Source organism: Gemmobacter caeruleus (assembly GCF_008271655.1).
GTDB lineage: Bacteria > Pseudomonadota > Alphaproteobacteria > Rhodobacterales > Rhodobacteraceae > Gemmobacter > Gemmobacter caeruleus.
The window spans coordinates 197,096-211,522 of record NZ_VKKX01000044.1 but is presented as its reverse complement, the minus strand read 5'-3'; the positions used below and the strand labels follow the sequence as shown (position 1 = coordinate 211,522).

The following is a 14,427-nucleotide window of genomic DNA, read 5'->3' as shown; positions in this document are numbered from 1 at the left end:
GATCGAAATGTATCATGATTTGCCCCAAACGGTCAGGCAAGGTATCGAAATGGACGATGTTGACCTCCGCCTTGTGGCAGAGCTGCGCCGCGACGGGCGGGCTTCGCTTTCCGATCTGGCCGACCGGCTGGGCCTGACCCGCGCCACGGTGCGCAGCCGGATGGAACGGCTGATGCTGCGCGGCGAGATCGCGGGATTTACCGTGGTTACCCGCGCCGATGTGACGGCGGCGCCGGTGCGGGCGCTGATGATGATCGGGATCGAGGGGCGCGGCGGCGAAAAGATCATGGCGCGGCTGTCGGGCCTGCCGGCGGTGATGAACGTGCATTCCACCAATGGCAAATGGGACATGATCGTGGAACTGGCGACCCAGACCCTGCTGGAACTGGACGAGGTGATTCACCGCATCCGCAATGTCGAGGGCGTCATGACCTCCGAGACCAACCTGCTGCTTTCCACGCGCAAGGCCGGGCGCAAGCCGGTCTGACCGCCCATCTGTCGCAGGGTTGCGACAGGTGGGCGCAGCCCCATGGCGGCGGCGCGGGCTTTCGCCTATGATCGCGCCGCGAACAGGGGAGACCGGCATGATCGTTGAGCTTGGGCATTTCGCGCTGGTGCTGGCGCTTGGCGTCGCGCTGGCGCAGGCGGTGCTGCCGCTGGTGGGCGCGTGGCGCGGCTGGCGCGGCTGGATGGCGGTGGCCGAACCCGCGGCGGTGGTGCAACTGATGCTGGTGGCGGTGGCTTTCGGCGCGCTGACCTGGGCCTTTGTGACCTCGGATTTCTCGCTGCGGCTGGTGGTGCTGAACAGCCATACCGACAAGCCGATGCTCTATAAAATCTCGGGCGTCTGGGGCAATCACGAAGGGTCGCTGCTGCTCTGGGTGCTGATCCTGGCGCTGTTCGGCGCCTGTGCCGCGCTGTTCGGCAGCCAGTTGCCGCAAAGCCTGCGCGCGCGGGTGCTGGGGGTGCAGGGGCTGATCGGTGTGGCCTTCATGTCCTTTCTTTTGTTCACCTCCAACCCCTTCCTGCGGCTGGTCACCCCGCCGTTCAACGGCGAGGATCTGAACCCCTTGCTGCAAGACCCGGGCCTCGCCTTCCATCCGCCGTTCCTCTATCTCGGCTATGTCGGCATGAGCATGGCTTTCAGCTTTGCCGTCGCCGCGCTGCTGGAGGGGCGGATTGATGCCGCCTGGGCCCGCTGGGTGCGGCCCTGGACGCTGGCCGCCTGGATCTTCCTGACCATCGGCATCGCGCTTGGCTCGTGGTGGGCCTATTACGAACTGGGCTGGGGCGGGTTCTGGTTCTGGGATCCGGTGGAAAACGCGAGCTTCATGCCCTGGCTTTTCGGCGCGGCGCTGCTGCATTCCGCCATCGTGGTGGAAAAGCGCGAAAGCCTGAAGGCCTGGACCATCCTTCTGGCCATCCTCGCCTTCGGCTTTTCGCTGATCGGCACCTTCATCGTGCGCTCGGGTGTCATCACGTCGGTGCATTCCTTTGCCTCGGATCCCGAACGCGGGGTGTTCATCCTGATCATCCTCGGCCTGTTCATGGGGGGGGCGCTGCTGCTGTTCGGGTTGCGCGCCTCGGCGATGGAGGCGAAGGGCATCTTCGCCATGGTCAGCCGCGAAAGCGCGCTGGTGGCCAATAACCTGCTGCTGGCGGTGGCAAGTTTCGTGGTCTTCGTGGGCACGGTCTGGCCGCTGGTCGCCGAACTCCTGTGGGACCGCAAGCTGAGCGTGGGCGCGCCCTTCTTCAACGCGGCCTTCTCGCCCTTCATGATCGGGCTGGCGCTGCTGTTGCCGCTGGGGGCCATGCTGCCCTGGAAACGCGCCCAGGCCGGCCGGGTGATGCGGCAGTTGCTGCCGGTGGCGGCGCTGGCCTTCGCGGTGGCCGCGCTGGTCTATGCCATGCAGACCGGCCGTTCGGCTCTGGTGCCGGTGGGGGCGGGCCTCGGTCTCTGGGTGGTGGCGGGGGCGCTGCTTGACCTCTGGACCCGCACGGGGCGCGGCGCATTTGCCGCCCGGCTCGCCCGGCTGACCCGCCTGCCGCGCGCCGATTGGGGCAGGGCCAGCGCCCATGCCGGGCTTGGCGTCACGATCTTTGCCGTGGCCGCGATGAATGGCTGGGCGACCGAGATCATCAAGGTGGTGCAGGTCGGCGAAAGCTTCGATCTGCACGGCTATCAGGTGAAACTGGCCGAGGTGCATGAGGAAGAGGGGCCGAACTACCTCTCCACCTCTGCCACGATGGAAGTCACGCGCAATGGCAAGGCCGTCGCGACCCTGCATCCCGAAAAGCGGGTCTATCCGGTGCAGGCCATGCCCACGACCGAGGCCGCGCTGGATTACGGGCTGTTCCGCGACATCTATCTGGTGATCGGCGACCCGCAAGAGAGCGGCGGTTGGGCGGTGCGCGCCTATTGGAAACCCTTTGCCAACTGGCTGTGGATCGGCGCGGGCCTGATGGCGCTTGGCGGGCTGATGTCGCTCAGCGACCGCCGCTATCGTGTGGCGGCGGGCGCCCGGCGTGCCCAGGCCGTCGCGGCGGAGTGAACACATGCGCAAGGCCCTGATCCTGCTCGCCTTCCTCGCCAGCCCCGCCTTCGCGGTGCAACCCGACGAGATGCTGCCCGACCCCGCCTTGGAGGCCCGCGCGCGGGCCATCTCGCAACTGCTGCGCTGCCCGGTCTGCCAGGGCGAGAATATCGACGACAGCAATGCCACGATCAGCCGCGACCTGCGGCTTCTGGTGCGCGAAAGGCTGGTGGCGGGCGACAGCGACGACGCGGTGGTGGATTACATCGTCGATCGCTACGGCGAGTTTGTGCTGTTCGAGCCGCGCGCCAGCGGGGCGAACTGGCTTCTGTGGCTGGCCGGCCCGGGGATGCTGATCCTGGGCGGTGGCGCGGCGGCGCTCTGGCTGCGCGGCCGCCGTCAGGCCCCCGCACCCGCCGCCCTCACCCCCGAGGAAGAAGCCCGCCTGCGCGAGATTCTGAAGGAGTGACGCGCCGTTCCGGTTGCCCCGTTGCGCAGGCCCGCTAGGGTCGGCGCGTTCCGGCATGCAACTGCGATGAAAGGCCCGCCATGGACCCGATCCTTCTGACGCTCGAGGCGGGTATCGCCACGATCACGCTCAATCGCCCCACGGTGATGAACGCGCTGTCCTCCGCGCTGCGGCAAGACATGCTGGCCGCCCTGCGCAAGGCCGAGGCCGAGGCGCGGGTGATCGTCATCACCGGGGCCGGGCGCGCCTTCTGTTCGGGGCAGGATCTGGCCGATGCGCAGAGCCTCGGCGCCGAAGTGCCGTTCGAGCAGATCCTGAATGACGAATATGTGCCGCTGCTGAAGGCGATCTACGATTGCAAGCTGCCCACCATCGCGGCGGTGAATGGCGCGGCGGCCGGGGCGGGGGCCAATCTCGCCCTGGCCGCCGATGTGGTGATCGCCACGGAAAGCGCGAGCTTCATCCAGGCCTTCACCCGGATCGGCCTCATTCCCGATGCCGGCGGCACCTGGTGGCTGCCGCGCCAGATCGGCGCCGCCCGCGCCATGGGGGCCTGCCTCTTTGCCGACAAGATCACCGCGCGTCAGGCGGAAAGCTGGGGCATGATCTATGAATGCGTGGCCGATGATGCCTTTGCCGCCCATGTCGCCGCGCGCGCGGCCCACCTGGCGCAAGGCCCGACCGGGGCCTATCGCGCGCTGAAACAGGCGCTGCGCCAAAGCTGGGATCATGATCTTCCCGACCAACTGGCCCTTGAAGCGCGCCTGCAAGGCGAGGCCGGCAAAAGCGCCGATTTCCGCGAAGGCGTGGCGGCCTTTCTGGAGAAACGCGCCCCCCGCTTCACCGGCGCCTGAACCCGCGCCCGACTTTTCTGCGAAAAGTCGAAGGCCCCCGTTGCCGGGGGCCTGATCGCGCTCAGACCCCGCGCGACAGGGCGGCGACGCCGGTCCGCGCCACTTCGCGCAGGCCCAGCGGACGCATCAGCTCGGCAAAGGCGTCGATCTTTTCCGGGGTGCCGGTCATCTCGAAGACAAAGCTTTCCAGCGTGCTGTCCACCACATTGGCACGAAAGATCTCGGCCAGCCGCAGCGCCTCGATCCGCTGCTCGCCCTTGCCCGCCACTTTGATCAGCGCCAGTTCGCGCTGCACGCTGGGCCCTTCCACCGTCAGGTCATGCACCTCATGCACCGGCACCAGCCGGCCCAGCTGCGCCTTGATCTGTTCGATCACCTGCGGCGTGCCGCGCGTCACGATGGTGATGCGCGAACGATGCCCTTCGTGATCGACCTCGGCCACGGTGAGGCTGTCGATATTGTAGCCGCGACCCGAAAACAGCCCGATCACCCGCGCCAGCACGCCGCTTTCATTGGCGACGATGACGGCAAGCGTATGGCTTTCGATCACCTCGGCATAGGGATCGCGCAGGTCATAGGCGGAATGGCTCGTGGAGCCCTTGGTGATATTGAGCGCCGACATCCGGCCCTCCCTTCATCTGTTCAGAAATATCCTCGGGGGGTGCGGGGGGCAGACAGCCCCCCCCGCGACATGTCACACCAGCACCGCGCCGCCGGCCTTGATCACGCCCTGTGTCTCGGCCTCGCCCAGCAGCATCTCGTTATGCGGCTTGCCCGACGGGATCATGGGGAAGCAGTTTTCGTGCTTTTCCACCAGACAATCAAAGATCACCGGGCCGTCATAGCGGATCATCTCCATGATCGCGTCATCCAGATCCTTCGGATCGCTGCATTTGATGCCCTTGCAGCCAAAGGCCTCGGCCAGTTTCACGAAATCGGGCAGGCTTTCCGACCAGGAATGGCTGTAGCGCTCGCCATGCAGCAATTCCTGCCACTGCCGCACCATGCCCAGCCGTTCATTGTTCAGGATGAACTGCTTGACCGGGGCGCGGAATTGCATCGCGGTGCCCATTTCCTGCATGTTCATCAGCCAGGACGCTTCGCCCGCGACGTTGATCACCAGGGCCTCGGGATGCGCGATCTGCACCCCGATCGAGGCCGGCAGGCCATAGCCCATCGTCCCCAGCCCGCCCGAGGTCATCCAGCGGTTCGGCGCCTCGAAGCCCAGGAATTGCGCCGCCCACATCTGATGCTGGCCGACCTCGGTGGTGATGTAGCGATCCATCCCCTTGGTCAGCGCCTCCAGCCGTTGCAGCGCATATTGCGGCTTGATGGTCTTGTCGCTGTTCTTGAAATCGAGGCAGTTCACCGCCTTCCATTCGGCGATCTGCTTCCACCATTTCGCCAGGCCATCCTTGTTCACCTTGCGCCCGCGCGATTTCCAGACGCGCAGCAGGTCTTCCAGCACATGCCCCACATCGCCGATGATCGGCACATCCACCCGGATCACCTTGTTGATCGACGAGGGGTCGATGTCGATATGGGCCTTGACCGAATGCGGGCTGAAATCGGCCACGCGCCCGGTGATCCGGTCATCGAAGCGCGCGCCGATATTGATCATCAGATCGCAGCCATGCATGGCCAGATTGGCCTCATAAAGCCCGTGCATCCCCAGCATGCCCAGCCAGTTCTGGCCCGACGCCGGATAAGAGCCCAAGCCCATCAGCGTGGAGGTGATCGGAAAGCCGGTCGCATCCACCAGTTCGCGCAGAAGCTGGCTTGCCGCCGGGCCGGAATTCACCACCCCGCCGCCGGTATAGAAGATCGGGCGTTCGGCCTTTTCCAGCAGTTCCACCAGCCGGGTGATCTGGTCGATATCGCCCTTTACCCGCGGCTGGTAATGCGAGGCCTTGACCTTTTCCTTCGCCACATAGTCGGCGGTGGCGAATTGCACATCCTTGGGAATGTCGATCAGCACCGGCCCCGGGCGGCCCGAGGTCGCCACATGAAAGGCGGTGTGAATGGTCTCGGCCAGCCGCTCGGTATCCCTCACCAGCCAGTTCATCTTGGTGCAGGGGCGGGTGATGCCCACCGTATCGGCCTCCTGGAACCCGTCGGTGCCGATCATGAAGGTCGGCACCTGGCCCGACAGCACCACCAGCGGGATCGAATCAAGCAGCGCATCGGTCAGCCCGGTCACCGCATTGGTCGCCCCGGGGCCCGAGGTCACCAGCGCCACGCCCGGCTTGCCGGTCGAACGCGCATAGCCCTCGGCCATGTGAATGGCGCCCTGTTCGTGGCGGACAAGGACGTGGCGAATGTCGTTTTGCAGGAAAATCTCGTCATAGATCGGAAGAACGGCGCCGCCGGGATAGCCGAAGACGACCTCCACCCCCTGATCCTTCAGCGCCTTCACGATCATCTTCGCACCCGACATGGTGCCCGCATTCGCCTTGGTCATCTCTCAACTTCCCTTGTGCCGCTTCGCCGCGGCGGTGGATACGAAAAAGCCCCCGGAGGATTTCCTCGGGGGCGCATGGGGAACCGGAATGGTCTGCCGTTACCGGCCCATGCGCCTGTCCCTTACGATGACGAGAAGCGCGCCCATGGCGTCCCCCTTCGTGAGCATTTCGATGCGCCGGACCTTATGGGCCTCTGCCGGGGGCGTCAATGCCAAATCCGCATGGAAAGTGTCTCGGTCGGGGCGAAACTTGAACTTTTATTCCAAGGATGCGCCATTCCGCCGCAAGATTCGCAAAACATGCCGGGGCAGGGGGCGACTCGCCGGCGTTCCGGGCGACATGGAAGCTTCACAAGACCGCAACATGGCTGTCACCCGGGCGGATTAGGCAACCCCCAGCACCCCGATACAAGGGGGCGGCATGCAAGCGCAGGAGCCAGAAATGACCGAGACCCGCCACGAACCCTTTTCCTTTGACGCCTTCGACGAGGCCCGCAGCCCGCGCGCCGAGGAAACCGATTTCGACCGCATCGTCGCGCGCGGCCTGTCGCGCCGGGGCTTTCTGTCGGGTCTGGTGGCCTTCGGCTCGGGCGCGGCCGTGATGGGAACGCTGCTGCGCTCCACCGCCGCCGAGGCCGCGACCGCCAATGCGCGTTTCGCCTTTGCGCCGCTGCCGGTGGCGACCGATGGCACGGTGCATGTGCCGGAAGGATATGAATGGAAGCCGCTGGCCCGCTGGGGCGATGCGCTGTTTTCCGATGCGCCGGGTTTTGACGCGGCCAAGGGTGTGCCGGCGCAGGGCTCGGACCGGGTGTTTGGTGAAAACACCGACGGGGTGGAACTGTTCAACATCCGGGGCCGTCAGGTCATCGCGGTGAACCATGAATATGTGAACCCCGAGATCAACCTGCCCAAGGAGCAGGAAGAAAAGGTGAAATCCGAGGCCGATGTGCGTCTGTTGCAAAACCTGCAAGGCGTCACGGTGATGGAAGTGGCCGAGGCGCCCGAAGGCTGGGCCATCGTGAAGGACAGCCCCTTCAACCGCCGCATCCACCACAACACGCCGATGCGTCTGACCGGCCCCGCCGCCGGGCACGAACTGCTGCGCACCCCCGCCGATCCGACCGGCACCGAGGTTCTGGGCACGCTGAACAATTGCGGCGCCGGCAAGACGCCCTGGGGCACCTATCTGACCTGCGAGGAAAACTTCAACGGCTATTTCGGCTCCACCAATCTGGAGATCGCGCTGCCCGAAACCTTTGCCCGCTACGGGATCGAGGCGGAATCGGTCTATGGCTATGAACAGTTCGACCCGCGCTTCGATCTGGCCAAGAACGTGAATGAGCCCAACCGCTTTGGCTACGTGGTGGAAATCGACCCGGCCAACCCGGAATCGACCCCGGTGAAGCGCACCGCCCTTGGCCGTTTCAAACATGAAAACGCCGCTGTGACCCTGGCCCGCGATGGCCGCGTCGTGGTCTATCTGGGCGATGATGAGCGCGGCGAGTTCCTGTATAAATTCGTCTCGACCGACAGCTACGAGGCGGGCGGCGATACCGCGACGCTGCTCGACAAGGGCCAGCTTCACGTCGCGAAATTCGCCGAGGACGGCACCGGCAGCTGGATGGCGCTGACGCCCGAGGCGACCGGCATGACGGCGGCGGAAATCTGCATCCATACCCGCCAGGCCGCGTCGAAACTGGGCGCCACCACGATGGACCGCCCGGAATGGGTCGCGGTGAATCCCCGCGCGATCGAGGCTTATTGCGCGCTGACCAACAACAAGAACCGCGGCAAGAAGCCGAATGCCGGCGGCGACGAGACCCCGGTCGGCGGCCCGAACCCGCGCGCCGAAAACCATTACGGCCAGATCGTCCGCTGGTATCCGGCGGATGAGGATCACGGCGCCGACAGCTTCAAATGGGATCTGTTCGTGATGGCCGGCAACCCCGAGGCGCATCAGGATGCCTATGCCGGTTCGTCCAACATCAATGCCGGCAATATGTTCAACTCGCCCGATGGCATGATGTTCGACTCGAACGGGATGCTGTGGATCCAGACCGATGGCGAAGACAGCAATGAGGGCGATTTCGCAGGTCAGGGCAACAATCAGATGCTGGTGGGCGACCCGGCCTCGGGGCGGATCGAACGCTTCCTGACCGCGCCGAAAGGGGCGGAGGTCACGGGCCTGACCTGGTCGTCGGATCGCCGGACGGTCTTTGTCGGCATCCAGCATCCGGGCGGCGATTTCCCCGATATGGCAGGCGGCCTGCCGCGTTCGACGCTGATCGCCATCCGCCGCACCGACGGCGCGGTCTTCGGCTGATCCTGACCTGACGAAAGACGGCCGCGGCGGGGCAACCTGCCGCGGCCTTGCCGTTTCAGGCGCCCCGCCGTTCCAGCAGAACCCAGCGATTGCCGAACGGGTCGCGCCAGACCGCGACGATGCCATAGGCTTCGTGGCGCGGGGCTTCCTCGAAAACCACGCCGGCGGCCAGCATCCGCGCGTGATCGCGGGCGAAATCGTCGGTTTCCAGAAACAGCCAGACCCGGCCTGCGCCCTGCGCGCCGATGGTGACCTGTTGCGCCGCGTTCTCGGCCCGGGCCAGCACGATGCGGCAGCCCTGTTCCCCGCCCGGCGGCGCGATGGTGATCCAGCGTTTGTGCCCCTGATCCACATCTTCCAGCAGGGTGAAACCCAGACGGGTGACATAGAAATCCAGCCCCGCCGCGTAATCGGGCACGATGACCGACAGCGCGGCCAGACGCATCATTCGGCTGGTTGGCGCGGCTCGGGCCGGGAATCGGGCAGGGCGATGCGGGCGACCTGTTCGGCGATCGGATCGACCGAAAGCGGATGCAGCTCGGCGCTGTGATCCTCGGGGTCGCCCAGATCCTGCCAAGCAGAGCCCTTGTAAATCTCCAGCGCATTGAACCGCGCCTTGTAGCCCATCTTGCGGCTGCCCGGCACCCAATAGCCCAGATAGACATAGGGCAGACCGGCCTCGCGCGCGATGTCGATATGATCGAGGATCAGATAGGTGCCCAGACTGTCCCCCGCGAGATCGGGGTCGTAAAAGCTGTAGACCATGCTCAGCCCGTCATCGAAGACATCGGTCAGGCTGACCGCGGCCAACTGGCGCCCGCGCTCGCCCTCACGCGCGGGGCGGGTATATTCGATCACCCGCGACCGGATCGGGGTTTCCTCGATCATCGCGGCGAATTCGAAGATGTCCATATCGGCCATGCCGCCATCGGCATGGCGATGATCCAGATAGCGGCGGAACAGTTGATACTGGTCTTCGGTGGCCCAGGGGCTTGTGGCGTTGCGGCGCAGATGGGCGTTGCGGCGCATCAGCTTTTTCTGCGTGCGGTTCGGGGTGAAATCCGCGACCCGGATCCGCGCCGAAAGGCAGGCCGAACATTCGGCGCAAGAGGGGCGGTAGAGCACATTCTGGCTGCGCCGGAACCCCTGTTTCGACAGGCTGTCATTCAGCCGCTGCGCCTGTTCGCCCTGAAGCGCGGTGAACAGCTTGCGCTCCATCCGCCCCTCCAGATAGGGGCAGGGCTGCGGGGCCGTTACATAGAATTGCGGCGCGATGGGAACCGTGTGGCGCATCTGGTCCGGGTGCTGAAAGGCGGGCTGAGGGGTGGGTGTCGAGGCGAATGCTAGCAAGGCATCGCCCGCCCGCCAAGCCGGATTTTTGCACCTTGGATCGCGTGTCAGGGCCGGTTGATGACCACCGTGCCCAACACATGATCGGTCAGCCCCTGACCGCGCGCCGAGGTCAGCATCAGCGCGATCGACAGAAGCTGCACCAGCAGCGTGCCGATCGACAGCGTATAGCCGATCGTATGCAGCAGCGCATGGGCCAGATCGAAGCGGTCGCCATTGCGGGTCAGAAAGCCGATATTCATCACCCGCATCCCCAGAGTGGCAGATCCTCCTGCCAGCGTGACGACGCGATAGAGAAAGCTCAGCGTGACATAGACCACCGGCAGGAAAAACAGCCCCACGCCCAGCGTCAGCACACTGGCCAGCGCGGTCAGCGCGCCCAGAATGATCACGTCGATGACCCAGGCCATCGCCCGCTTGGTGGCGGTGCCGGCATAGAATTCGGGCTGGGTTTCGGGGTCGGGCAGGCGGGGCATGTCAATCACGGCATACATGGCGCAGATCCATCAAGGCAGGGCAGGGCAGGAAAAAGGGGGACGCGGGCGCCCCCCCTCGGGTCGGGTCAATAGGCGCCGGGCGCCGGCGCATCCCCGTCGGCCTCGGCCTTCGGCTCGGAGGCGCGGGTCGCGCGTTCGTCCATGAAACGGTCGAACTCCTGCTTGTCCTTGGCGTCGCGCAGACGTTGCAGGAAGGTCTCGAAGGCGGTCTGTTCATCCTCAAGACGCTTCAGCGTATCGGCCTTGTAGGCGTCGAAGGCCGAATTGCCCGAGGAACGGAACCCGAACTGGTGGCGGTGTGCGCCGTGGCGGCAGAACATCTGGCGATCTCCTTGAAAGCTGTGGCGGCTGAACCGCCCGGTCATGAGCATATAGGCAAGCAACCCCAGGCCCACCGGCCAGAGCGTGACGAAACCCAGCACCATGGCCACGATCCAGGCCTTGCGGCCATGGCCGTCAAGCCAGTCCGCGGCGCGGCGCAGGGGGTTGGGGCGGCCGCCGAGAGCGGCGGACGGAGCGGCAGGCGAGGCGGTATACATCGGCGGTCTCCCGGTTGGCATTGCATGTGAACGTCTTTCACATTGAAGCAGATGGGAAGCCGCCGCCCCAGCGTCAAGGGTGGATGTAAAACTATTTCACATTCAATGCACGACGCTGCGCGACAGGGTGTTGATGACCACTACCCCCGCCAGGATCAGCCCCAACCCGATCAGCGCCCAGAGATCGAGCGCCTGGCGGAACAGCACGAAATTCAGCGCGGCGATAAAGACGATGCCCAGCCCGCTCCACAGCGCATAGACGATGCCCACCGGCAAGACGCCGGTGATCCGCGCCAGGCAGTAAAATGCGATGGCATAGCAGATCGCCATGCCGGCGGTCGGCAGGGGCTTGGTGAATTGCGCGGTCTGCGCCAAAAGCGTGGTGCCTGCCACCTCAAAGGCGATGGCGATGGCAAGGATCACATAGGTCGCGGTCAGGGTCATGGCGGCAGCTTTCGGAACCGGGGATCAGGGGAAGGCGCGGGTGGCGGCGATCAGGCGACGACAGAGCGCGCCGGGGTCGTCGGGCGGCAGACCTTGCAGGCAGGCAAGCCAATAGCCGTCGGTCGCCAGCCGCACCAGTTCCAGCCGCGGGTCGTCATCGGTCCGGGCGTGGCGCGTCAGCCGGGCGCGCAGCCAGCCCGTCCAGATCCGCGCCAGGGCGGGATCGGTCAGCGCCGAAAGCGACAGCGCCGACCAGGGCGAGGATTGGCCGCGCGGCGCGAAGGTGCAGGTCACATAGGCGCGGGTAAAGGTGCCGGGGCCGCCGTCATCACGCGCCAGCGCCTCCTCCAGCTCGGTGTCGATCCGCGCGATCAGATCGTCGCACAGCGCGTCGATCAGCCCCTGACGCGATCCGAAATGGTGAAACACCGCGCCCTTGGTCAGTCCCGCAGCCTCGGCCACGGCGGGCAGGGACAAGCCAGCCACCCCCTGCGCCAAGGCCAGCGCCGCCGCCGCATCCAGCAGGGCGCGGCGCGTCTGGTCGGGGGATTTGGCCTTGCGATGCGCGTCTGACATGGGATCATACCGTTGGGTATGTTCTGGATACCGCGCGGTATCTTTGTCGTCAAGAAAAATACCCTACGGTATGTCAGGCAGTGAAATCGGCCTGCCGCGCCCCGGTGATGCGCAAGAGATCGCGCGGGTCGATGGGGAAGATGTGGCGCGGCGTGCCCGCCGCCCCCCAGACCACCGCGAAATCCAGGAGCCGCGGGTCGAGGAATTCGGGGCTGGGCGTCAGATGCCCGACCGGGCTGACCCCGCCAATGGCAAAGCCCGTCACCTCGCGCACCTGGCGGGCATCGGCGCGGCCCAGAGCCTCGCCCGCCAGGGCCGATGCCTTGGCCGGGTCCACCTGATTGCCGCCGGCGGTCAGAAACAGATAAAGCCGCCCCGAACCGACGCCGGCGAACAGGATCGACTTCACGATCTGGTCCAGCCCGCAGCCCGCGGCCTCGGCGGCCTGCTGGGCGGTGCGGCAATCGCCCATCTCGAAGGGGGTGATGTCCAGCCCCGCCGCGGCAAGGGCGGCGCTGACGCGGGCAAGCGATTTCGACATGGCAGACCTCAGGCGGCTCAGGCCCGGCCCGGCGCGTCAAGCGCGCGGGCCAGACGGTTCAGGCGATTGCGCTTCAACAGCGCCTTGAGCGAGACCGGATGCCCGGCCAGGCGTTCGGCATCGGCATGGGTGGCGGTGATGGCCTCGCGCACCGCATCGGGGGCGCGCGACCACAATTCCCACAGGAAACCGTCAGGGTCGCGCCGCGCCAGCCCCTCGGCCGCCAGCACATGCCCGGGGAAGTCGGCCGCGTTATAGGTCAGCAGCGCATCCGACCCCGAGGCGATGGCGCTGGCCAGCACATGCAGGTCATTGGCATCGGGCAGGACATGGCGCGCCTCCAGATCGGGGCGGGCAGGGGTCAGGGCGCGGGGGAACACCTCGCGCATGCGGGCGGCATCGGCATCGGCCTCGGCCAGTGCATCGGGGCCAAGGCGCATCACCGCGCGGCGCCATTCCTCCAGGATGCGGTCCGACCAGACGGGTTCGTAAAGCCCCGCCCGGGCCAGCCGCAACAGGATCGCCCGCAGCACCGAGGGGAACAGCACACAGGCATCCAGCGTGACGCGCGGCACCCCGCCCATCAGTCGAGCCGGAAGACCAGCGACTTGAGATAGCCGCTTTCGGCCAGTTGCGGCAGCAGCGGATGATCCGGCCCGGCAAAGCCGGTATGGATCAGCTGACCGCGCCGCCCGCCGCGCCCGATGCCGCGCGCGCTGGCATTGCGAAAGCTGGTCAGGTCTGCGGCATGGCTGCACGAACACAGCACAAGATACCCGCCCGGCGCGACCAGCGGCGCAGAGAGCCGGGCGATGCGTTCATAGGCGCGCAGGCCCGCCTCCAGCGCGGGTTTGGCCGGGGCAAAGGCAGGCGGATCGCAAATCACCAGATCAAAGCGCGCGCCTTCGCGGCCCAGCGATTCCAGCACCTCGAAGGCATCGCCCTGCCGGGTCTCGAAACGGTCGGCGGCACCGCTGGCCTCGGCCCCGCGATGTGCCAGCGCCAGGGCCGGGGCCGAGGCATCGACCGCGAGCGCATGTTCGGCGCCGCCGGCCAGCGCCGCCAGCGCAAAGCCCCCGACATGGGTGAACACATCCAGCACCCGCGCCCCCCGCGCCAGCCGCGCGGCAAAGGCGTGGTTCGGCCGCTGGTCATAGAACAGCCCGGTCTTCTGGCCGCCCAGCAGATCCGCCATATAGGTCGCGCCGTTCATCGGCACCGGCACCGGCGCCTCCAGCCCGCCCGACAGGATCGCGGTTTCCTCGGTCAGCCCCTCCAGCCCGCGGGCGCGGCCGGTGCCGTTCTTGATGACGGTGGTGACGCCGGTGACCCGCCGCAGCGCCGCCGCCAGCAGATCGAGATGCGCCTCGGCCCAGGCCGCATTGGGCTGGATCACCGCCGCATCGCCGAAACGGTCGATGATCACCCCGGGAAGCCCGTCGGCCTCGGCATGGACCAGCCGGTAGAAGGGCGCGTCGAACAGCCGTTCGCGCAGCGCCAGCGCGCGGGCGATCCGCGCGGCGCACCAATCCTCGTCGATTACTGCCTCGGGGTCGCGGTCAAGCATCCGCGCGATGATCTTCGAGGCCGTGTTGACCGTGACCAGCCCCAGCGGCCGGCGCTCGCCATCCTCCAGCACGGCCAGCGTGCCGGCGGGCAGGGACTGGGTGCGCCGGTCGGTCACCAGCTCATCGGCATAGACCCAGGGAAAGCCGTGCCGGATGGCGCGGGCCTCGGCCTTGGGTTTCAGGCGCACGGTCTTGCGGGTATCGGTCATCTGGGCCTACGGAAAAAGGGGGGGGCGAGGCCCCCCGTCTAACCTGTTCGCGGTCCCGG

16 protein-coding genes are annotated in these 14,427 nt (G+C 66.5%); 5 read left to right on the top strand and 11 right to left on the bottom strand.

The window, feature by feature from the left end; all coding sequences use genetic code 11:
- Nucleotides 1–49: 49 nt before the first annotated feature.
- The 4 genes from FOA17_RS14365 to FOA17_RS14350 all read left to right on the top strand — a co-directional run bounded on the left by FOA17_RS14365 (nt 50) and on the right by FOA17_RS14350 (nt 3,857).
- On the top strand, nt 50–487 hold the full coding sequence (locus tag FOA17_RS14365) for an Lrp/AsnC family transcriptional regulator (protein WP_149142192.1): 438 nt from the start codon (nt 50–52) through the stop codon (nt 485–487).
- A 97-nt stretch (nt 488–584) separates the two neighbouring features.
- Nucleotides 585–2,552 carry a heme lyase CcmF/NrfE family subunit gene (locus tag FOA17_RS14360; RefSeq protein ID WP_149142191.1) on the top strand — a complete coding sequence of 656 codons (1,968 nt, stop codon included), beginning with the start codon at nt 585–587 and terminating at the stop codon, nt 2,550–2,552.
- A gap of 4 nt (nt 2,553–2,556) precedes the next feature.
- Complete coding sequence (locus tag FOA17_RS14355; RefSeq protein WP_149142190.1) at nt 2,557–3,003, top strand: cytochrome c-type biogenesis protein; 447 nt, start codon at nt 2,557–2,559, stop codon at nt 3,001–3,003.
- Between the two features lie 80 nt (nt 3,004–3,083).
- A complete protein-coding gene (locus FOA17_RS14350; RefSeq protein ID WP_149142189.1) occupies nt 3,084–3,857 on the top strand; it encodes an enoyl-CoA hydratase-related protein in 774 nt (257 codons plus the stop codon).
- Nucleotides 3,858–3,918: 61 nt separating this feature from the next.
- Here the strand turns inward: FOA17_RS14350 and ilvN are convergent, their stop codons facing one another.
- On the bottom strand, nt 3,919–4,479 hold the full coding sequence (gene ilvN / locus FOA17_RS14345) for an acetolactate synthase small subunit (RefSeq protein WP_149142188.1): 561 nt from the start codon (nt 4,477–4,479) through the stop codon (nt 3,919–3,921).
- 72 nt (nt 4,480–4,551) lie between these two features.
- Nucleotides 4,552–6,318 carry an acetolactate synthase 3 large subunit gene (locus tag FOA17_RS14340; protein ID WP_149142187.1) on the bottom strand — a complete coding sequence of 589 codons (1,767 nt, stop codon included), beginning with the start codon at nt 6,316–6,318 and terminating at the stop codon, nt 4,552–4,554.
- 442 nt (nt 6,319–6,760) lie between these two features.
- On the opposite strand from FOA17_RS14340, the gene FOA17_RS14335 reads away from it, so the two are divergent.
- Nucleotides 6,761–8,644, top strand: a complete 1,884-nt coding sequence (locus FOA17_RS14335; protein ID WP_149142186.1) for a PhoX family protein — start codon at nt 6,761–6,763, stop codon at nt 8,642–8,644.
- A 55-nt stretch (nt 8,645–8,699) separates the two neighbouring features.
- On the opposite strand, the gene FOA17_RS14330 is transcribed toward FOA17_RS14335, so the two are convergent.
- The 9 genes from FOA17_RS14330 to FOA17_RS14290 form a co-directional block, all read right to left on the bottom strand.
- Nucleotides 8,700–9,092 (bottom strand): VOC family protein, encoded by a 393-nt coding sequence (locus tag FOA17_RS14330; RefSeq protein WP_149142185.1) that lies wholly within the window; start codon nt 9,090–9,092, stop codon nt 8,700–8,702.
- The gene (locus tag FOA17_RS14325; protein ID WP_149142184.1) at nt 9,089–9,937 is read right to left on the bottom strand and encodes an arginyltransferase; all 849 of its coding nucleotides are present in this window, start codon (nt 9,935–9,937) and stop codon (nt 9,089–9,091) included. Before FOA17_RS14325 ends, FOA17_RS14330 begins: the two co-directional genes overlap by 4 nt.
- Before the next feature lie 104 nt (nt 9,938–10,041).
- Nucleotides 10,042–10,488 carry an RDD family protein gene (locus FOA17_RS14320; protein WP_238991828.1) on the bottom strand — a complete coding sequence of 149 codons (447 nt, stop codon included), beginning with the start codon at nt 10,486–10,488 and terminating at the stop codon, nt 10,042–10,044.
- A 68-nt stretch (nt 10,489–10,556) separates the two neighbouring features.
- Nucleotides 10,557–11,030 (bottom strand): DUF2852 domain-containing protein, encoded by a 474-nt coding sequence (locus FOA17_RS14315; protein WP_149142183.1) that lies wholly within the window; start codon nt 11,028–11,030, stop codon nt 10,557–10,559.
- A gap of 102 nt (nt 11,031–11,132) precedes the next feature.
- On the bottom strand, nt 11,133–11,474 hold the full coding sequence (locus FOA17_RS14310) for a DMT family transporter (protein WP_149142182.1): 342 nt from the start codon (nt 11,472–11,474) through the stop codon (nt 11,133–11,135).
- Between the two features lie 24 nt (nt 11,475–11,498).
- A complete protein-coding gene (locus FOA17_RS14305; RefSeq protein WP_149142181.1) occupies nt 11,499–12,050 on the bottom strand; it encodes a TetR/AcrR family transcriptional regulator in 552 nt (183 codons plus the stop codon).
- Between the two features lie 73 nt (nt 12,051–12,123).
- Complete coding sequence (locus FOA17_RS14300; RefSeq protein WP_149142180.1) at nt 12,124–12,591, bottom strand: YbaK/EbsC family protein; 468 nt, start codon at nt 12,589–12,591, stop codon at nt 12,124–12,126.
- Nucleotides 12,592–12,608: 17 nt separating this feature from the next.
- Nucleotides 12,609–13,175, bottom strand: coding sequence for an RSP_2648 family PIN domain-containing protein (locus FOA17_RS14295; protein ID WP_149142179.1), 567 nt, complete (start codon nt 13,173–13,175; stop codon nt 12,609–12,611).
- Nucleotides 13,175–14,368 (bottom strand): RSP_2647 family RNA methyltransferase, encoded by a 1,194-nt coding sequence (locus FOA17_RS14290; protein ID WP_149142178.1) that lies wholly within the window; start codon nt 14,366–14,368, stop codon nt 13,175–13,177. The genes FOA17_RS14295 and FOA17_RS14290 overlap by 1 nt, the downstream gene beginning before the upstream one ends.
- Between the last annotated feature and the right edge of the window lie 59 nt (nt 14,369–14,427).